We start from the raw sequence: 21,935 nt of genomic DNA, 5'->3' as shown, positions 1-21,935 counted from the left end.
ATGTAACAAGGATGCTGGTAAACATAGCATCCAATAAAACAGAGGCCAATACAAAACAGGAGGTTCCGGATCCTACCTTCAAAGTAGCATCTAACGAAGATACTGAACTATTCGCAACTACGGCAATGTTTGCTACCATTATAAATGGGGCAAACGAGGAAGTGGTGTGTCCTAATGATGGAAGTACCCTGGCCAAGTTCTTTTTGTGCGGTACAAGTGATGTTAGAACACTCACCTTGAGCCAATCCGGTAGTTTGTATCAATGGCAACAGCTAGACCCAAATTCTTGTGCACCGACTGTTATAGATGATTGTCCTACAATTAATGGTGCCTGTACATGGAATACTGTTGGAGCCGATTCAACCTTTGATTTGTCCACATCAGGAGAATTTAGGGTCCGAGTAGATTCTGGTCAGTATTATTATTTTAAAGCTACACTCAATCCTTTAGACCCACAATTGATCAAAGAAGATATAATTTGTGGCAACCCAGGTAGGGTAGAGGTTACCAATGTTCCCGCCGGATATGAATATAGTTTGAACAGTGCTGCCGGACCATATCAAGATGATCCATTTTTTGACATTACTGCGTCAGGTGACTACCGCGTTTATGTAAGGTTGAAAAATGTTTCCGAGACAGCCTGTATTTTCCCATCCAACGAAGTCACTATTGATGATTTGGAAATCAATGTTGATGTTACTGCAAACGATATTTTATGTAGTGGTGAGTTGGGCAGTATTGATGTTCAAGTTTCCGGTGTTCCCGGTTTTTATACCTACAGACTTGTAAAAGGTGGGGTGACTGTTGATACTTTTGGTCCCAACGGAGCGGATAATTATACTTTTGCCAATGTAAGTACAGGTACGTATAGTATACGAGTAGAAACCAACAGTTGCTCAGAAACCATTACCACCGATATTGATGGAGACCCTATAGTGATTGGAGGAGGAATAAGCCCATTGGCTGTTTCCGCAACGGCATCGGACAGTTTTGGATGTGGTGCTAGTTCGGTAGATGTAAATGTGACCACCAGTGGGGGAACTGCTCCATATAGATTTAGTGTTGATGGAGGTCCTCTTGGTTCAACGTACTTGAGCAACGCAACTTTTTCTGTGTCAACAGCAGGTACTTATAATATTTTGGTCGAGGATGCCAATGGATGTCAACGAACAGCCGCGGTAGCTGTGGAGAATATTCCACCACCCATATTCAACTTTACGGAAGAAGACGCCAATTGTGGAGGTGCCAATAATGGAAGGATTACTGTAAATGTAACCAGTGGATACGGATATGAAATTCTATACAGTGTCGATAATGGCGCAAACTTTCAAATTAGTAATGTTTTCTCAAATTTGGCGCCCGGCAATTACGATGTAGTCTTGCGCTATGAGCAAGATTCCTTTAGCTGTACCACCTCCCCATTGACGGCTACCATAGGTACACCGTCCACAATCACGGCAACAGCATCTCCCGATAGTGCTCCTACTTGTTTGGACGAAAATGGAGGTCAAATTACAATTTCAGGGGTTTCAGGAGGAACTGCACCATACGAATACAGTGTAGGAGCTGGTTTTAGCACAAATCCGGTATTTCCCGGTCTGGGGGTTGGAACCTATACCCCAATGGTTCGAGATGCCAATGGATGTGTAGAGGCACTTTCGGATATTGTATTCAACAATTTGAACAAGCCAACAGATCTCGACTTTAGTATATCAAGTCTGGATTGCATTACTACCACAGCTTCTTTGGATTTGGCCGTAACCGGAGGTTCAGGAACGTACACTTATGAAATAATAGCACCGGCCGCCAGCATTGTAAATAACGGCAGTAGCAATACATTTACAGGTTTGGGATTGGGAACATACACTTTTAGGGTGACTGATGATGAGGGATGTTCTTACGATGAAAATTATGCTATCACAGATATTAGTTCTATCGGAGTACAAGGGCAGCAAACCAAAGTAGTCTCCTGTGTTGGTGATACAGATGGAGAAGGACGATTTTTGGTTGACGGATTCAATACAACCTATAGTTATAGTATAGACGGAGGTCCTGTATCTGCTGGCCAGAGCAGTAGTATTGTGCCTTTGACAGGATTGTCTGCTGGAAGCTACGTGATATCGGTAACCGATGAAGAAACCAACTGTACCGATACGGCAACATTGGTGATAGAGGAGCCTTCAACCGCTTTTGCAATTTCCAGTCTTGATGTTACCGACATGAGCTGTCAAAATGGAAACATTGGAGCAGTACGTATCAATACCGTTGGAGGGTGGGGAGGTAATCGATATACTTTGACCCAGCCCGATGGTTCAACCAGGGGTCCAAAAAATGGAAGTACATTTTCTAACCTATCCCTAGATGGAACCTATCAGGTAAGTGTTACCGATGCGAATGGATGTACGGTAACAGATAGTTTTACCTTAACACGTTTGGATGCGCCAACTTTGACTCTGGATAACGGAGCATCTGATTTTTGTTATGATAACTTCACCGCAGCGACCCTTGTAGTAAATGGAGCAGGTGGCTTGGCACCATATCAGTATCGAATCAATAGCGGCACTTTGGGGGCCAGCAATAGTTTTACTGGACTTACCCCGGGAACATATACCATTGAGGTTGTTGATTCAAATGATTGTAGAGATACGGTAACTGCAACTATAGAGCCTCAAGTAATGGCCAATGCTACAACCATTCAAGAATTGGACTGTGCAGGCCCTCCCGGTCAAATACAAGTGGATATCAGTAATGGATATACATCTTCCGGAAATTATGATATATATGAAGTGAGCATTAATGGTGCTCCATATACTTCAGATAACAACAATATAACTGGAAACTCCTTTGTGTACAGTGTTCCAAATGATGGTTCCATAATTTCAGATACCACCTTCCAGTTTTTGATTACAGATGCTAGAGGGTGTACCACAGAAACAAATACAGTGACCATTACTCCACCAGAAACCATTGCAGGTGCTGCAGTGCCTACCGATACCCAATGTGGGGACAACACAAGTGGGTTAGTGGAGTTGATTCCTGATACAACTTTAGGTGTTCCTCCGTATGAATTCAGTAATGATAATGGAGCAACATTTAGCACACAAAATATATTTTCTGGCTACGGTCCAGGAGCCCATGGTGGATTCATGATTCGAGACAGTAGAGGATGTGTTAGTCCAGCGTATGATGTAACCATAGGAACAAGTGATCCTTTGGACACCACGGTGACACCAACCGATGCCGTTTGTTCTTCAGGGGCTGTAAACGGTTCTATTTCCGCAACTATAACCAATGGTATAGCACCGTTTGATTATATTTTGGTGGATGAATATGGAGGTATGGTCGGTTCATCAACGGGAACAGCCAGTACAACCGCTAATTTCCCTAATCTACCATTGGGTAATTATACCCTTATTACTTCGGATGCCACAGGCTGTGAGGACCGCGATCAAGTGATCATTGACCAAAATCAGTTGGATTTGACCCCTATTGATGCAGAACCTGCTCTTTGTTCCGATACAGCATTCCCATACAGAGTTCAAGCATCGGGAGGAACAGCGCCATACCAATTTAGGTTGGTTGGGGGAGGAGCATTTCAATTGGGAACAGGTGCTGGAAATGATATTTTTGATGTCACAGGATTGGTAGTACCCGGAGTAACCTACTTTGTTGAGGTAATCGATGCCTTGGGTTGTACGTATATTGAAGAAATAGACCCAATCGGTCCAGTTAATCCTGTAGCCGTTACCGCAACATCTTTGGCAGCCTCTTGTAATGTAGCAGGCAGTGGTTCTATTGATTATGAAGTTTCTGGAATCTCAGCAGCTGGTGATTTCACCATCACAGTGCAGAATACAGATGACGGAACAACGGTCGCTACAACAGCCTATACTGGCGAAGCTATCCCGTACAACGGAACCTTGACCGGATTAGCTCCTGGTAACTATCAGATTGTTGTTACCGATGACACCAATGGATGTAGTGGAAGCACCTTGTCATTTATTGATATTAGTTCGGTGTCCATATCCATAGATAATTTTGTAGAGGCCACTTGTAACGTTGGAGCTTTGGTTACCGTAAGAGGTTTTGGTAGCACAGGCCCGTACAACTATGCTTATGTGCCGGCAGGAGACCCTGCGCCGATAACATTCACCTCAGAAACCACCTTTGAGATACCAGGGCCATACCCAGAATTTTATGATTTTTATGTTCAGGATTCTAATGGATGTACTGCACTAACAACACTGGAGGTAACTCAAGAAGCCGGTGTTCCAGACCCTGTAATTGATGTTGTCAACCAATGTACAGCAACCAGCGGGTATCAAATTGATATTGTTTCACCTATTTCAACAGGTTCTGGACTACCAGAGGAAACTTTTCAGTATGATATTGGAAGTGGCTATCAGACAGGAACCAATTTTATTGTACCCAACCCGGGCACCTATATTATAACAGTTAGGGATGGTAATGGATGTACCAATACCGTAACAGCTGAAGTATTTGATTTCTTTGCTATTTCAGCAGATGCTACCTCTTTCCCAACCTGTAATGCAGGAGATGGTGAAATAACAGTAAACACCACTGGAGGTAGTGGTAATTTTGAATACCAACTGAGAGATTCTGCTACATTGACCAATATTGGTCCGGCACAATCGACCAATGTGTTCCTAAGTGTATTACCAGGAGATTATAACATTTTGGTAACCGATTTGGATTCCAACACCACACCATTATGTTCAGATGAAGCTATTGTAAACGTTTCCACGGTAGATACGCCGGTAATCACTGCAACACCAAGTAGTGATGTAACGTGCTTTGGAGCCGACAACGGAACCATTTCCGTAGAGCTACAACCGGGAAGTGATACCGATACCCCAATAAATTACGTATTGTATCAAGGTTCAACCGCAACCATAATTGCAGGACCACAAGGATCGGCAATATTTGATGATTTGCCACCAGATACATATCAAGTTGAAGTAATTTCCGATAGGGGATGCTCCGATCGTTCTGGAGACATCCTCATAGGTGAACCATCCGAGTTGTTGGTCAATGCAGTTAATACAGACTTTAGTTGTAATCCATCCAGTAATCAATTTAGTACGGCCACCATTACCATTTATACTGATGATAATGGAGATGGAACTGGAACAGCTACTGGTTCAGGATCATACACGTATAGTATGAATGATGGTACCCCTCAATTTGACGGTACCAATTTCCAGACAAGCAATACGTTTGAAGTGATTGACAACGGAACGGACCAAACTATAATATTGACAGCAAGGGATCAAAATGGCTGTGAGGAGACTTCAACGGTAACCATAAACACGCCAACAGATATTACCTTTAGTTACAATGTGAACCAAATTACATGTGATGCTACAGGAATAGGAGTAAGCCCAGGATCAATTGATATTATTGTGAATGAAGGCCCCGGAAACTACGAGGTGGAAATTCTGCCATTGGGGTCAGAACCTGCGCGAAGCTCAGGTGGAACCGATACAGTAACTTGGGATATTGCAACTCCCGGAGATTATATTTTTGCCGTAACCGATGTGGGCAGTGGAGGATGTACCTATTTGACCACCACCGTTAATATGCCGGAATATAACAATATTGAGGCTGTTATTGCCGAAGTGGACCCCGTAACCTGTTTTGGTGGAAGTGATGGTTCCATTAGTTTGGAAATAAACAATTATAGTGGGGTATATAATTATGAAGTATTTACCCGGGACAATGCCGGAGTAGAGACATCCACAGGTGTGACCGGTACTTTCGATACCAATGCACCAATAAATTCTCCCGAGATAATTCAAAATGTGCCAGCGGGTAATTTGGTAGTGCGAATTGAGGCATTGGACACACCGTATTGTGACGCAGTAAGCAATGTTACCACAGTTCGTTCACCCGATAGGGCTTTAACGGTTGATGCGATTCAAACATCACCTGTTACCTGTAATGTGCCCGGTTTTGGTGAAATTACAGTAACTGGCGACGGTGGTTGGGGAACCTATGAGTATCAATTGGTAGCTTCGGACGGTACCATTCTGACAGATTACCCGAATACCAATCCTGTTTTTGAAAATTTATCAACCGATACCTATACCGTAAATATTAGGGATTTGGAAGGATGCGAATCCACAATGGATATAAACTTGCCATTGCCTACTCCCATTTCAGCAGATATTCAAATAGTAAGCCCATTGGCCTGTAATAACGATAACGATGCGGTAATAGAAGCTTTTAATGTAGCCGGAGGTCAAGGTGCAGGCAACTATTTGTATCAATTGAACAGAATTACTGATGGCTCCAACAGCGGACTTCAAACTACGGCAACTTTTGCGAATTTATCCGCAGGCGAATACACCATTACTATTTTTGATGGTTGGAACTGTAGTTTTACCACTGTACCAATAGAAATACAAGATCCAGAAATTGTGGTAGCTGAATTGGTTGAGCTCCAACCACCAGGTTGTGGAGACTTGGGTAGAATGCAACTATCGGTGACCAATCCCGAACCTGGAGTGGATTACTTCTATAGAAGATCGGGAACCGCAGATCCATTCTTGCCATTTGGAGTAGGAATTACCAGTATTGAGATTTCGGAAGACATTACCTTAGACCCAGGTCCATTTCAGTACGATGTTCAAAACTCCAATGGATGTCCTTTCGAAAAATCCAATCAAATATCGTTGGATCCAGCAGCACCTTTGGTAATTGCTTTGGATTTGACAAATGCAACCATAAACTGTGCGGGGGAGGCAACAGGAATTATCCGATCGGAAGCTTTTGGTGGAATAGGCAACTATATGTACACCTTGGTCAATTCCAATACACTACCGCCTTCTGCTGCAACGATTGTTCGTCCTGCCCAAAACTCTGGTATATTCAGGGAGTTGAACCCGGGAACGTATTATGTTTATGCTCAGAGTGGAGGTTGCGAGGCAATTTCTGACCCCATCGTTATTGAACCTAAAGACCCGTTGGTATTGGATTATCTGGAAGCAGTTCCAGTGGTTTGTGCAGGCGATATGAATGGACAGATCATAATTGAGGCCAGTGGAGGAACAGGACAAATCAGATATTCCATTTCGGATACCCTGAGCGAATTTTTTGAAGGTGACGACCCGGTTAACCCAAATAGAAAAACCTTTAACGATCTGGCACCTAGAACCTACGATATTATCATTCAAGATGATTTAGGTTGTACCATAACAAGGACTGTGGAGATTACCCAGCCTATGGAATTGGTTGCGGGGGTTGCAGAAACAACACCGGAAACCTGTATGGGAGATGCCGATGGTTCTTTAACACTTAATGTTGCGGGAGGTACTGCTCCGTATTATACCAGTGTAAATTCTGCAGACGATGCCGATTTTGAACAAAACGATAACCTGTTCTTTGAGAATCTTCAGGGTGGTGAAACCTATGTAATATTTGTAAGGGATGCCAATGGCTGCCAGACCAATGTGATTGCTGAAATAGGCATAGGGATAGATATTGTTGCCGAACCTGTTGTGCAATATGGCTGTGAAGGAATATTCCCCAATAGTACAGTAACAGTAAATATCGAAGACGAATCTCAATTATCCAGTCTATTGTTCTCATTGGATGTTGATGATGTTCAGTTGGCGACAAATCAACGAACATTCGGGGATTTATCCGCAGGGGAACATACAGTGTATATTTATCATGCCAATGGATGTGTCACTTTCGTAGAATTTGAAATTGAAGCGTACGAGCCGCTGACATTGGAAGCCATCAAATCAGGTCCTGATGAAGTGACTGCAATTGCCACTGGTGGTTTTGGAGGGTACGAATTCTTCTTCCAAGGAGAACCCTATGGAGAGGAGAACACTTTCAATATTAATGTGGACTCCAATATTAATATAAGGGTTCTTGATCAAAATGGATGTGAAGCCACTTTGGTAATGCCCTTTAATTTTGAGGGAATGCCAGAAATGCCGAATTTCTTTACGCCAGATGGAGATAACCTAAATGATTACTGGTATCCTGGAAACAGGGAGTATTTCCCCTTTATTGATGTAATTATTTATGATAGGTACGGTAGGGTAGTGGCCCGTTTGGACCAAGTTAAAAAGTGGGATGGAACCTACGAGGGAAAACCTCTGCCTACTGGTGATTATTGGTATGTTGTAAATGCCAATGACAATGAAAAACAACAGTTTGTTGGACATTTTACTTTATACCGAGAGTAAATACATTGGTTAAATATGAAAGCATAGGCCCCTATAAAAAGTTTTAATGGTTCCGAGTTAAAATCTCATCAAAATTTCTATTTTTGCAATCCGTTTTCGGGATGTAGCGCAGTCTGGTAGCGTACACGCCTGGGGGGCGTGTGGTCGCAGGTTCAAATCCTGTCATCCCGACGAACCATAATTCATATGGTATCAAGCACTGTCAACTGACTGATTGACAGTGCTTTTTGTTTTTATTGCATTCATTTGATATCATCTAAAACCAGATAAAAGGTGTAGAGTTCGGTGAATGGTTCGGTACGTTCCTTGTGCATAATTTAGCTACAGTTTAACGCTGTTTATGGGTGTTTTGCAAACATGTTTTGTCAAACCCAAAAATTATGTATTATGCGCAATTCCAACACTTTAAAAGTGCTCCTCTTCACACGGAACACTTCCAACAACCCCCAAAAGTTGACCATTTATGCCCGTATCACCGTCAATGGAAAGAGGGCAGAGATCAGTCTGAAACGTTACACATCGGTGAATGAATGGGACGAAAACAAGGGAAGACTCCATGGCCTTACCCACAAGGCCCGTTTGTTGAACAGCTATCTTGATGAGGTCTATGCCCAGATTATGGATACCCACAAGATATTGTTGCGTGAGGAAAAAGTAATCACCGCACAGGCCATTAAGGCTCGTTATCTCGGGCAAGATGAGCACCACAATACCCTCCGAGAGCTTATCCAATATCATAACGATACCCAAAAGAGTGTACTCCGTCCGGGAACGATGAAGAACTATTACAGTACCGAAAAGTACTTATTTCTTTTTTTGGAGTCCAAATACAGACTCTCCGACATCCGATTGAAACAATTGAATTATAAGTTCATTGCCGATTTTGAATACTATTTAGTGAACGGCCCAGAACTCCAAAAGGGAAGAAAATGTACAAATAATGGGGCCATGAAACATTTGGAACGCTTGATGAAAATGGTCAAACTGGGCGTTAAATTGGAGTGGTTGGACAAAGACCCTTTTATTAACTATAAGCTCCGGTTTCATAAATCGGAACGCAGTTATCTGACCGAAAGGGAACTTAGGCTTATAGAAGAGACAAGTTTTACTGGAGTGGGCTATGAGAAGGTGAAGGATATGTTTCTGTTCTCATGTTATACGGGTCTATCCTATGTCGATGTCAGGGAACTTGAAAAGAATCAACTGGTACTTGGTATTGATGGAAAACAATGGGTATATACCAAGAGGGAAAAAACATCGGAAAGTGTAAAATTGCCATTGCTGCCCAAAGCAAAAGAAATCATTGAAAAGTATTGGAATAGTCCTGAGACCGATAAAAAAATGCTCCCTGTGCTCAGTAACCAGAAGACAAACAAGTATCTAAAGGAAATTGCCAAGGCATGTAGTATACATAAAAGTATATCCTTTCATTCTGCCAGACACACTTTTGCTACAACGGTAACACTGTCCAACGGTGTTCCAATCGAAACCGTTTCCAAAATGCTCGGCCATACCAAACTGTCCACTACCCAGATCTATGCAAGGGTACTGGAACATAAGATAGGGGAGGACATGCAAAATCTGATAGAACATATGCAGACCAAAAAATTAGCTGAAGGATGATTAGTCTGTATTTATTCGGTCCCGCTTGCGGGACGAAGGAATAGCAAGAGGATAGCGCGCTAAAGCGACGCTATTGATTCATTTTCCTTCGGAAAAGCCCTATTTATAAGGATTTTCGAAAATTTCTGATTCTAGGAATTACGGCAGTCATTGTTACAAAATTGCTGGGATTTCCAGTAAACACTGAACAGAATTGTAACAATTACCTCGTTTAAACAAGTAAATATGGACGATTTCAAAGCAGTTAGGATAAAGAAAAGAACGCTTTCCAGATTTAAGAGTTTTTCTAAAAAAGTTGGCAAAAGTTATTCCCATACCTTGGATATGGTCATGGACTTTTTTGAGTGGCACGGCTTTTTGCCATCGGAGCGGTTTGAAAAGAGCATTGGTCAGGAGATTGTTAAGAACCGGAAACGGACCGATGCGGTCATTGCCATTATCAGGGACATTGAAAAGAACCAGACCCTGCCCACCATTGGAATGATGCAGGCCCTGTTCAATCAGGAATTGGACAATGAAGAGGAAGAGGATGATTTCCTTGAGGATATGATCGAAAAGAATCCACCAAAGCCATACCCAGTGTTCGAAGGTGAGGTAATGATCCACAAAATCAAGTATGATCGGTTGGAGGAAAAGGCGGCCTCACTTCAAATGGATTTAAAGGACGTCCTTGAAAAGGTCAAAGTGGTCAAGAGCAGTTTTGGAAAGAGTTATCTGAAGCTTGAAATAACCGAAGGGAGATTAGAAAGATATAAGCTTGAAGCCAACAGACCATTGGATTACCTCAAAGGATGAGAAGAATGTATCCGATAAATAGATAAAGATGCCTCGCTCAGTAAGGGAATAAACAAGGAAGCCAATGGAGGACTATGCCAAGAGTTTCCATCGTAACCAAGAGGTCAAGGCCGAAGACCAGAAGTATTATGTCAAGATAGAACATGAGCGCACCTATCGGGGTTCTGACAAAGTAGCCGCAGGAATGAAGAAAAGGGAACCACAGACCCAAATCCATACCATAGTAAGCAGAAGGGATGTGACCAACACTTATACCCTTCCCCAATGGCCAAGCACAAGGTATCCGAAGTAGAATTGAACGGAAAGACAGTCAAGAGAGGCTTTGACCAGGACAGTTTTTACCAAGCCGCAGAAAAAACTTTTGACAGGACAACGGGGTTCAAAAGGAACCATGTGGAATCCTATGTTGGAAGAAAGGCCCATGCCAAGGAACCGGAGAAATTCTTTGCCAAGGTCATGGGACTGCCCACGAAGGAAAAGGACATGGCCTTTAAACTTCTTAAAACGATAGGTGTCAAAGCACCAAGTATACCGACCAATAAAGTGCAAATTGCGGCCAAGATCATCAAAGCTCTTGGGAGGGGAATCGATAAGGCCAGGGGCACGGGTGAGGATATAGGCTACTGAAATCCAAAAAGTAGGTTGCGCCCTTTCGGGTTTTTGCTTTACGCTTATCTATCTGAACACTACAAAAACCCGATAGGATCCATGCGCAAAAGTTGGGGGTAAGGATTTGGGACGCTTGCAGCGTGAAACCCCGTTTCACTTGCTCTTTCTTGATGGTTAAATAGTTCTGGTACGCTTACTCTATTTGCTGTAAATGAACGGAGACCTGTAAGTAGCTTTTTCTTTGGCGCGGGTCGTGCTGTTTTTCAAAGGCCATATGGGTGATACCACCAAAACTGGCCCGTGTCTCCAAGCTATGGGCGACTGTTAGGATGTCGGTAAAGGAACCCTCCAGTACAAAACGATAGGTTCGTGTGGCGGTAGCCCCCTCCGTGACCAAATGGGGCGCCTTAAAGTCTATGATCTTTACCGAATGTTGGCCGCCCTGTTCGTTCAGGAAACGTAACAGCTCGTTCTGCACATTGGTGGATCCGAGGTTCAATTGTTCAAATTGGGCGTCCAAGTACATTTCCTGTTTTTGAAGGTCTGCAAGCTTTCTTGGGATGTCCCGGGCCTCTTCGCGGTTTTCCATATCCCCGAGGTACTGTGCCCGAAGGAAAAGGGTCTTTTTGATGCCCAGTTGATAACAGACCACCAGGGCAAGGACAAACCCGCCGATCAATAGTTTATTTCGCTTGTCCAATCGCATCACATTGTATTTTTATGCTGAAGTTGTCCACGGTGTTCGAGGTATATTCATAGCGTTCGATCTCCAGGTTCCCGACCCATTCCATGGATTCCAATAGTGCCGTCCATTCTGCAAAAGCTTCCTTGTTATTGGTCTGGCCCGAAATCCTAATTTGATCGCCCGCCGTGCGAATGGACTTGTCCGGCTGTACGGGCCTGGTAAGGGGTTGATATGCCAAAATGTCCAAGAGAATACTTTCCGGGAGTCCTTCACCAATTCTGTCCATATAATAGGTCGTACGGGAGCGGGATGTACCTAAAAGCGCCTTGAGCTTGTTTTCTTTGGTGTCGACCCTTTCCTGGATATTTTGTAACATCCGGGCCTGTTGCTCGGGGTCTATCGGCCCTTCGCTCGTCATGGTCTTGGAACGGTAATGGGCAAACAAAAGAAAGTTCACCAGTAGAACCCCCAACAGTATGCCCAAGCCCCATTGGAGTCCCTTTTGATAGAAACGTTGGTTCTTAAAATGGTTGTCCATTTCGGTGTTGACGTCCTCTAGGTTGGAGTAGGGTGCCGAGCCCTGTATATGTCCCAGTATCTGGGAAAAGGATAGGAGGTGGGTCGTTGGCAAGCGCAATCCTTGGATATCGGTTTCCATGTCCGCGGCCGGAACCTGTTGGGAGAGTTCAAATTCCCCATCCACCTTGACATGGAAACTGAAATTGGAACCTCGAATAGGGGACTCCAGAAACGAAATACTGGGGGACAACCCGGAAACACCTAGGGATAGTCCGGTCGGTACGATTCCCATCTCCTTGAGTTCCACCAGATGTTCCTCCACGACCGACCTTTTGGCCATGGATACCATCCGCAACTTTGAATCATCCAATATCTGATAATAAAACTGTTCCAGATCCAGATTGGGAAAAGCATGTTTCACCCATTGCTCAGGTAGTTTGGGCAGGTCTCCATCAAGCTGCTTGTTCAGTACTTTGGTCGTGTTTATTTGTAACAACAAGGCTTTTTTCAGTTCCATTTGAGGGACCAAATCCCTTAGGACGGAGGATGACAATGCCCCGATCAGTTCCAGTTCCCCTTTGTTGAGCCGTAACTTTAGGAGTGCATAGTGAAGGGTGCCCGCCACCTCGAAGATTTCCAATCCTTGATAGTCAGTGCCCTTGAAATCATATGTAATCTTTGTGAACCTCATTAATAGATTACGGTTGGTTTGATCAGTATGGTCAGTTTTTGTTTGCTGTCCTCACGGCGACGTTGGCTGAATAGCCATTTGATGACCGGAATCCTTGCCAGAAACGGGACCCCACTACCTGAATCATCCTTTACCTTTTCTTCCAGTCCTCCCAAAATGGCCAGGTCCTGATTTTGCATGCGGATAATGGAACTGAACTCCCGGGAGGTCAGTCCGGGAGGCGCATCTTCTTCGATGCGCTCTCCACTGAAATCCGATTGTATGACATTGATGTTCAAGGTGACCTGTCCGTCCCCGGATACCAAAGGTTTGATGCTGACCCCCAGTTCTGCGTCGATGGGCGCATAGTTCCTTACCTCCGAAGTTGTTGGGACCTGGGAACCAAAAAAGTTCTGGTTGGTGATTACATAATAGGTCGTTTCCCCGATGGATAAATGGGCCCGATGACCGTTGAGGGTCGATAGTTTTGGGGTAGAGCGGATCTTGATGTTCCCGTTCTCTTCCAAGGCCTTGATGGTGGCGAAAAACTCTGGGACCACTTGACCGATATTAAAAGAACCAAAACCATCAAAACCACCGATGACCTTGTTGATCGTACTGGCTCCCAAGGTCAAATCGGTACTTGGGAACAATCTCCCCTGGGTCTGGACGGGTTCTTCCCCGATGCCCCAACTGATGCCCGTTTCCACAAGCGAGGATTTACGGACCTCGATGATCATCACCTCGATCAATACTACGGGAACAGGCTTGTCGATTTCATCGATAAAGTTTTTGAAGCGCTCAATATTTGCCGATGGGCCACTGACCAAAAAGCTGTTGAGCTCAAAATCCACTTTGATATCCAGTTCGGACTTGATCTCGTTCGGGACAATGTTGACCAATGCCTCCGCCGTGTCCTGATAGTTCCCGAAGCCGTTGTTGCCGGTGGTACTGATGTTCCGGGTGTTGTTATAATTGTTCTGCCCCCAGCCCGGACCGGAATTCTGGCCATTGCCATAATAATTGACATTGCCCGCACTCGTACGCCCCGCGGTCCGATAGCCTCCCGAACTGGAGGCAGGATCGCTCATGAGCTCCACCGATCGGTGCATCATTTGAATGACCTCCACTTCGCGAACACTAAGTTGGTCCGCCGTGCCAAAAAAGTAAATATTGTTTTCTTTTTTAAAGGTAAAATGCGTCGGATCGGAAGTCCCCCCTGTATTGGCCGTGTTGTATTGATTTCGGTTGCGCGTCCGGCCATCCGGGGTCGGTTCCTCCTCCGCAGGACTACTGTTCGTCTGCCGGCTTTCAAACATATGCGACAACAGATCGTCAAAGAAGATGTGTTTGGCCTTGAAGGTCACTTTTCCGGCCTCTTCCAAGGGAGTGGCCGTATAAATATCCAAATGGAGGTCCTGTCCCATAGAAGCGACGATATCGGAAATGGGGATCGCATTGAAATCTACATTGAGGATTTTATTGACCGTATCCAGGACCTCGTAACGGAGGCCCGGTCCGAAATTGGGCGCACCATTTGCCATTTGTGCCTCCTTGGCACTGAACAGGTAGAATCCATCACGGGATTTGGAGTGGGTAAGTCCATTGAGGGCCGATAATTTTTCCAATGCCGCATCAAAAGGCACCTGTTTTAAATAAATGTTCAGGGGCCGGCTTTTTAGGGTGTTGGCATAGAGCAGGTTGTGGCCCGATACCTCCATGATCCTGCGGAAGACCCGTTCCAAGGCAATGTCCGATACATCCAATGAAATCAGTTTTGAATCCGGGTCAATATCAACTATAAAGGTCTTCTCAACGGGTTCGGGCCGGGGAGGGGCAAATTTTTTGATGGATAGGATGCTGCCGGTAAATTCAATGGTCAAGTTGTATTCCTTACAGAGAAATATCAAAAGTTCCGCTATTGTCACATTGGAAAAATTGTTGACGATCGTGATATTGGCAATGTCATTGGAGACACTGAGATTAAGGTTGTGCACCTTGGATACCGCGATCAAAAAGTTGGGCAGGGTCACGTTGGTCACATTGACCTCCAGTTTCAGGGTCTCGTTATAGGCCGGATGATCGACGGCCAAGAGCTCCAATTGGTTTTGGATGCGCTGAATCCGTTCCTTCCCATCTTGTGAGTGGGTAAGTTGCACGGCAGATAGTAGCAATACTATGGTGATCAGGTATATTTTCATAGATCAATGGCTTAATAGGGCATAGACTTCCTCAATAGAGGTGATTCCTTGGCGGACCAGTTGTAGGGCATTGTTCCGTAAACTGGAAATACCCTGTTCGTTCATATAATCATCAATTTCCAATACATTGTCCTTGATAGTGTTTTCCAGGTCTTTTCGGACCGGCAGAATTTCATAGAGGGCCATACGGCCATGGTAACCGGTATGGTGGCATTCGTTGCAGCCCACGGCCGACCAATGGTGTTCCATGTCCTTTGGAACGGAAAAATCAGCAGGGAAGGCCGTTGGATCAATGGCCGTCCTTTGTTTGCAATGCTTGCAAAGCTTGCGGACCAGACGTTGGGCCACGCTCATATTCAGGGTACTGGCAATCAAAAAGGGGGGCACCCCCATATCGATCAATCGCGATATGGTGGCCCAGGCAGAGTTTGTATGGATGGTGGAGAGCACCAAATGTCCTGTCAGGGCCGCCCGTATGGCCATATTGGCAGTTTTGACGTCCCTGATCTCCCCTACCATGATGATGTCTGGATCTTGACGTAAAAAGGTACGCAGGGCACTGGAAAAATCCAGTCCGATGTTTTCTTTCAGTTGCACTTGGTTGATGCCTTCCAAGGTATATTCAATAGGATCTTCAATGGTCAGGATATTGGTCGCTCCAACGTTCAATTGTTTCAGGGTCGCGTACAAGGTGGTGGTCTTTCCCGACCCTGTGGGCCCGGATATCAGTACGATCCCATTCGGTTTTTTGATGCCTTCCCGATAGCGGGACAGTTCTCTGGAGGTCATGCCCAAGGTTTCCAAATCAATGCTCCCCGTATCCCGGCTCAGTATACGTAGTACCAATTTTTCTCCATGAAGGGTAGGGAGGGAAGAAACCCGGATATCGAATTCCTCTCCATGGGAATTGACGGTGATCCTGCCATCTTGGGGCAGGCGTTTTTCAGAGATATCGAGATTGGCCCTGATCTTGATCTTGTTGACCATGGTAGGGTAATCCACGATGGGTACACTGTAATACTCCAAAAGCTTGCCGTCCAAGCGCAGGCGTACCCGGCTTTTGTGCTCATAGGGCTCAAAGTGGATGTCGCTACTGCCGATGGCCTTGGCCTCTAACAATATTTTTTCCAAGAAATCATTGGTATAACCGATTTGTGAAACGCTTTGTCCATTGCGCTGTCGGTAGTTGGTGGTGAGGTATTGCTGAAGTTCTTCTTGGTCGCAAGCTTCTAGCACTACAGGGGTGTCCAGGACGATGTTCAGTTCTGATAAGAGGGCTTCCAATGCCCCGCTATCGGTTTTTAGCACAAGTCCTGTGCTGTCATTGGAGATCGGGACGATTCGATAGTGAAAGGCCTGCTCGGCAGTGATGCACTGTTGTAAACGGGGCGATATTTTATAGGATTGTTTTGACATTCAATAAGCGTATAAAGAAGGGGTTCCGGGTATCAGGGCCAATAAGATAAAGGCCATTAAGAACAGACCCATAAGACCTGCCAAGGGCACCGTTTTTGTTTGTAACAGGAATTTCATCAGAAAAAAGGCCGCAAGTGAAAAAAGGAGGGACCCCACTAAGAGAAACACAAAGGTCATTGTCGGGAATCCCAGGGCGAATACATATAGGAACAACATATCTCCCAATCCGAAGCTCACATCCAAAAATGGTTTTTTCAAGATAAACTTGGTGATACCCCAGAGGAGTAGGACCACACAAGTGATCAAGATGAGGTTGACCATGACGCTGAAGGTAAATACAGAAATACCTACTTGAAGCCCATAGCTCAGAGCCAGGCAAATGCCCAACAATGGGAACAATACCCATGAGACCTCACGGTCCCTGATATCCTGATAGGCCATGATACCATAGCCGAATACGGAAAGCAACTGCAATACCAACATCAGTCCTTGATGATTTGCTTGGGGTTGCCATTTTCATCGATCTCCCAAACGTTGAGGATTCCGTCCCCGTCAAAATCGGTAATGGCTTCTGCACGGGCGGTAAAGGCCGCATTATCGGCGGAAAGTATCTCATAACGGTAATTGGCCGTACCGTTCTCCTCGACAGTCTTTGGAGATACAAAATCCAGTTCGTTCATTTCCAGACTGTATTTGCTATGCATGTACCGATACGTGGTCTGTGCATTGTACAGGGCCTTGAGCTGGGTCTGTGCCTCGATGCTTTTTGCCTTGGAAATCAAGGGCATCAGATTGGGTAGGGCCAAAAGGAGCAATATACCGATGATGGCCAGAACGATCAGGGTCTCCTGAAGGTTGAGGGCCTTGAGTTTTTTCGTGCGTAATGGTCGTGTCATAAGTGGTCAAATCGGATTTGGTAATAGGAATAACTTAAAAAAAGTAAGAATAGTATACATTTAATGTAAAAAAAAATAGTTTATAATGAAAATATGTAATTCATCGAAAAACAGAAAAAGATTGTTAATTTTTTAAAAAATGAACTTATGTTTGAAACGGTCAACCCAAATTGACCAAGAATAAATACTAACCTTAACCTACATTTATGAAGCTCTCCTGTTGCCTTTACAATGGGCTTAAGTTGTTTTATCAAAAAAAGACATTCAATTTTTCTAAAAAGTCAATTTTATTATTTGTCCTCACTACGCTCATATCCAATATGGGATTTTCCCAAGAGGAGGATATTTTCAGAGGTGAACTCAATAGGATATATAATGAAGTAAAATCGCCCGAGTCAAAAGCTTTCGAAAATTATGGAGATACTCAGGTTAGCCTTTATTCAGGCACCCCTCAAATAAGTGTTCCTCTGCACACATTAAAGGGAAGAGAGTTTTCTCTACCTTTATCCCTGACCTATGATGCATCCGGGGTAAAAGTAGAACAATTGGCCACCTGGGTGGGGCTTTCATGGAACTTGAATGTAGGAGGTCGGATCTCCCGTATCACCAATGGCCTGCCGGATGACTACACTTCAGGGGGATATGATACCATGTTCAACGACCCGACCACACAACAAACAGCACAAGATTATCTTGATGATTATGCTGGCCTAAATAATCCTATATTCCCGAACGGACCAGCAGCTACCGATTACGTTCATTTTTTATATGATGTGAATCTCAATAGGATCGATACCCAGGTTGACCATTTTAATCTTAGTGCTCCGGGTCTTAATGCAACTGTAGTGCTAGAGAAAAATACGGGATATGGATTTACCGCCCGTGCATTGAACAATCCCAGAATAAAGATTACCTATAATCTAGGACCTACTACACCTAATTATATAAGTTCATGGACCGTTACCAATGAGGACGGTACCAAATATATTTTTTCCGATCACGAAACTACTTTTAGGCAGAATTTATCAGCTGATGCAGGTGAATTGATGGGTGATGCCAACATTACCTATGTTTCAGCTTGGTCTTTGACGCAAATTGTTTCCAAGAACGGTAAGGATGTTTTTGATTTTACCTATGTGGATAATGGGTATGAGCCACTTAGGTCTTTTGCATCAGCATCAGGTTCCACAGTAACGGAAATCCAAGAGAACGTGTATAATTATTCAGCTCCGCCACCCGGAAATATCAGCTCAGTGATATCTCAGGTAAAACAACGATTTCCCATTGCCATTTACCATAACTCTAAATTATTGGTTGAAATAAATATGGGGTCGCGAAGAGATGTTGATAATACAGACAAGAACAAAAGGCTGGCATCCATTGACTTTTTGGACTGGAATGGAAATGTTATCAAATCAGTTGAGTTTGATAATGACAACTATTTCAACTCTGATGGATTGAGTAATGCCAATATTTTCTCAACAGGTAAATCTTATTCTGATATTCGCTTGAAATTGGATGGTGTAACGATTAAAGGTAGTGATAATGTCGGATATCAAAATTATTATTTCGAATACTTTGACCCCGATGGTCTACCGAAACAGAGTTCCTTTGCGCAAGATTATTACGGATATTATAACGGTAAGGGCAACAATAGTTCACTTTATCCGAGTATTGATGTGGAAAATTTTTCATTTGCCGGAGCGGATAGAGAACCCAGTACCAACTATGGAAAAAAAGGAACATTAAGTAAAATAACCTATCCAACAGGTGGTTACACAGAATTTGATTATGAAGGCCATGAGATATATACCTCCAATACCAGTACTTATCAAGACTTTATTTTAAGTGCCAATTTAAATATCAGTAGCCCTACGAGCCATAATTTATATACCGACGATCAAGGGATTTATTGCGATGACAAGTATATGTCGCCGCAAGACCCAAGGATAGTAATTAAAACGATTACCGTAATTGAGGAGGATGATTATATCTTGTCGGTAAGTTCCTCAAACAATGATATGGAATTCTATTTGGTCGATTCCTTGCACAGTACTGCAACCTATAATAATTACTGCGATTTCCATTATGGTCCTTCGGCATATAATGTTGTGAGTCCAATATATGTTTCTGGAAACCAGTCTGTTCATTTAACGCCTGGCAAATACAAGGCACTTCTTCTTTTAGGGAATTTGAACAATGCTCAATCCATTAGTGCTTCTGCTACTATTTCAAAGCAAGTAACCTCTGTAAATTGGAACAATATGGATGTTGGAGGTCAAAGAATCGCTGAAATCAGGGATTATACTTCCACCGGAAATTTGGCCTTGAAAAAGGTCTATGATTATGATGTGAATTTTAATCACAGTAGTGGTACGATCAATTACAAACCCATCTTGCATGATTTTCGTGAAAATGAAACCGAAAATGGTTCCAAGACCCAGTTGATAAGGTATGCGACCTATGCCAAAGGCAATGAACCCTATGTGACCTATTCCTCGGTAAAAGAATCCAGAGTAAACGGTTCCAATGAAAAGCTCGGTTACACCCAGCATAATTTCTACAAAGACCAAAAAGGCAGTGTGCCAATGACCTCTCCCCCTTATGAAAATTGGTATTTCCCTAGTCTTTCTGCTGGCAACCTATCCTCTAAGGTTATTAATAGGGAAACTGGCAATAAAACGTTGGTTTCAGAAGAATTTGAATATTATGAAACATTGCAACGGCCAATCAGTATTGAGTCATTGGTGGTCTATGTGGACAACGAAAACTTTCAGAAAAATATTTTTTTAAAGCAGCACAATGGTCCCGATGGGACTCCCGATACAAGCGATGATTTTGTGAGCCTTGAATATCTGGATACCTATGAATGTCCTTCGACACCCTGTGATTATCCCGATTATTTGGCCCATTTCCAAAATTATGGATACCTAGGCTATTTTGACCCAAAATATTCCCCTTATAGGGCAAGGGTATCAAAAACTAATGGGGCTTATGGGGGATTGGATTATTATAAAAAGGAATCCATTTTTTATGATGCCAATGGAAATGTGGTGGATACATTAGTTTCCGAGGAAAATACAATCTATGATCATGCCGAAGCTTCACCGAAATATCTACCGAGAAAGAAAACGGTACAGGACAGCAAGGAAAATACCATAGAGACCAATTATACGTATCCACATGATGGTATTGTGAACGGCTCATCTTCCTTGGTTACAAAAAACATATTGTCCGAAGTGGTGATAACTGAAACTATAATGAATCCTGGCGAACAGGATGAACAGACGCTGTCGGTTACCCGTAGGGATTATGGTTCGTTTGGTACAAAAGTTTTGCCAAATTTGATTTCTACAAAAAAAGGGAACGAAAGTTTTATTGATTGGGGAGAATTTGATTATTACTCCAATGGTAATATCAAAACATCCAAACCTATCGATGGTCCGAGCACTTATTATATCTGGGGCTATGACAATCAATTGCCCATAATGACAATTACCAATTTTGATGATAGTGACGCATCTTCTTTACAGTCGTTAATTTCCGCTTGCCAGTTGGCATCCGATTCAGATGATGGGACAATAGCAACAGAAAATGCTCTTAGAAACGCTTTTGAGAACTTAAGGGCAGCATTACCAAACGGATCCTTAATGTCAAGTTATACCTATGATCCGACCATTGGGGTGACCAGTACTACGGACCCTAGGGGATACACCACATTTTATGAGTATGATGAGTTCAATAGGTTAGAAGCCACAAAGGATGATGACCTGAAAATGTTGAACGATTACCAATATCACTACAAAGGACAAAATTAAAATATACCATATGAAATTTTACAGTTTAACCACAACTGTATTATCCTATAAATGGGTAATACTTATAGCCCTATTATTTTCAATTTTAAATGGGCAAGCGCAAGATGGAAATGCCACGGATAACAATTTAATAGGTTCTTGGACACTAAACCTGTCAAGTTCTATGGCAGGAATGGCTCTTGAGGACAAGGAGTCCTTGGATGCTTCACCGGAGGTTAAAAATAAGATATTTCAAAGATTTTCTAACAGAACTTTGGTATTTGATGCAAACGGGAACTTTAGCCAAAGTGACGGATTGGGCAACCAAATGTCCGGAACCTGGAATTTGCAGGGACAGACTTTAGTGGTTACCAGTCCAACTGGAAATCAATGGGTTCAGCAAATAATACAATTATCCAGAGATCAACTTGTTCTTCAACAGCAATCAAAAGGAATAGCGACACCAATCTTCCCCCAATTATATCTAACCAAAAACCAATAA

Annotated in this window: 11 protein-coding genes, 1 tRNA gene and 1 pseudogene; 7 read left to right on the top strand and 6 right to left on the bottom strand. The window is 43.4% G+C overall.

Annotation, left to right across the window (positions count from 1 at the left end):
* Nucleotides 1-11 precede the first annotated feature (11 nt).
* The 5 genes and pseudogenes from MWU56_RS05735 (at nt 12) to MWU56_RS16660 (ending at nt 11,267) form a co-directional block, all read left to right on the top strand.
* Complete coding sequence (locus MWU56_RS05735; RefSeq protein WP_247042917.1) at nt 12-8,222, top strand: T9SS type B sorting domain-containing protein; 8,211 nt, start codon at nt 12-14, stop codon at nt 8,220-8,222.
* A gap of 97 nt (nt 8,223-8,319) precedes the next feature.
* Nucleotides 8,320-8,393 (top strand) — tRNA-Pro (locus tag MWU56_RS05730).
* 216 nt (nt 8,394-8,609) lie between these two features.
* Nucleotides 8,610-9,845, top strand: coding sequence for a site-specific integrase (locus tag MWU56_RS05725; RefSeq protein WP_247042916.1), 1,236 nt, complete (start codon nt 8,610-8,612; stop codon nt 9,843-9,845).
* Nucleotides 9,846-10,070: 225 nt separating this feature from the next.
* Entirely contained in the window at nt 10,071-10,640 is a 570-nt protein-coding gene (locus MWU56_RS05720; protein WP_247042913.1) for a BfmA/BtgA family mobilization protein, read from the top strand.
* A gap of 64 nt (nt 10,641-10,704) precedes the next feature.
* Nucleotides 10,705-11,267: pseudogene (locus tag MWU56_RS16660) on the top strand (DUF5712 family protein).
* A gap of 175 nt (nt 11,268-11,442) precedes the next feature.
* On the opposite strand, the gene MWU56_RS05705 reads toward MWU56_RS16660, so the two are convergent.
* The 6 genes from MWU56_RS05705 to MWU56_RS05680 are packed head-to-tail and all read right to left on the bottom strand — an operon-like array spanning nt 11,443 to nt 17,636.
* Nucleotides 11,443-11,955: a hypothetical protein gene (locus MWU56_RS05705; protein ID WP_247042908.1), complete on the bottom strand. Its 513-nt coding sequence runs from the start codon at nt 11,953-11,955 to the stop codon at nt 11,443-11,445.
* On the bottom strand, nt 11,933-13,144 hold the full coding sequence (locus MWU56_RS05700; RefSeq protein WP_247042906.1) for a hypothetical protein: 1,212 nt from the start codon (nt 13,142-13,144) through the stop codon (nt 11,933-11,935). Before MWU56_RS05700 ends, MWU56_RS05705 begins: the two co-directional genes overlap by 23 nt.
* Complete coding sequence (locus MWU56_RS05695) at nt 13,144-15,324, bottom strand: type II secretion system protein GspD (protein WP_247042904.1); 2,181 nt, start codon at nt 15,322-15,324, stop codon at nt 13,144-13,146. The genes MWU56_RS05700 and MWU56_RS05695 overlap by 1 nt, the downstream gene beginning before the upstream one ends.
* A 3-nt stretch (nt 15,325-15,327) precedes the next feature.
* Nucleotides 15,328-16,740 (bottom strand): GspE/PulE family protein, encoded by a 1,413-nt coding sequence (locus MWU56_RS05690; protein ID WP_247042902.1) that lies wholly within the window; start codon nt 16,738-16,740, stop codon nt 15,328-15,330.
* Complete coding sequence (locus tag MWU56_RS05685) at nt 16,741-17,223, bottom strand: hypothetical protein (RefSeq protein WP_247042900.1); 483 nt, start codon at nt 17,221-17,223, stop codon at nt 16,741-16,743.
* Complete coding sequence (locus MWU56_RS05680; RefSeq protein ID WP_247042898.1) at nt 17,223-17,636, bottom strand: general secretion pathway protein GspG; 414 nt, start codon at nt 17,634-17,636, stop codon at nt 17,223-17,225. Before MWU56_RS05680 ends, MWU56_RS05685 begins: the two co-directional genes overlap by 1 nt.
* Nucleotides 17,637-17,842: 206 nt before the next feature.
* Between MWU56_RS05680 and MWU56_RS05675 the strand changes: the two genes are divergently transcribed.
* Together MWU56_RS05675 and MWU56_RS05670 are read left to right on the top strand one after the other, a co-directional pair.
* Nucleotides 17,843-21,454 carry an RHS repeat domain-containing protein gene (locus tag MWU56_RS05675; RefSeq protein ID WP_247042896.1) on the top strand — a complete coding sequence of 1,204 codons (3,612 nt, stop codon included), beginning with the start codon at nt 17,843-17,845 and terminating at the stop codon, nt 21,452-21,454.
* A gap of 10 nt (nt 21,455-21,464) precedes the next feature.
* On the top strand, nt 21,465-21,935 hold the full coding sequence (locus tag MWU56_RS05670) for a lipocalin family protein (RefSeq protein ID WP_247042894.1): 471 nt from the start codon (nt 21,465-21,467) through the stop codon (nt 21,933-21,935).

The organism is Allomuricauda sp. F6463D (assembly GCF_023015965.1).
Taxonomy (GTDB): Bacteria; Bacteroidota; Bacteroidia; order Flavobacteriales; family Flavobacteriaceae; genus Flagellimonas.
The sequence above is the reverse complement of the archived record's forward strand: the minus strand, read 5'-3'. Positions and strand labels throughout refer to the sequence as shown.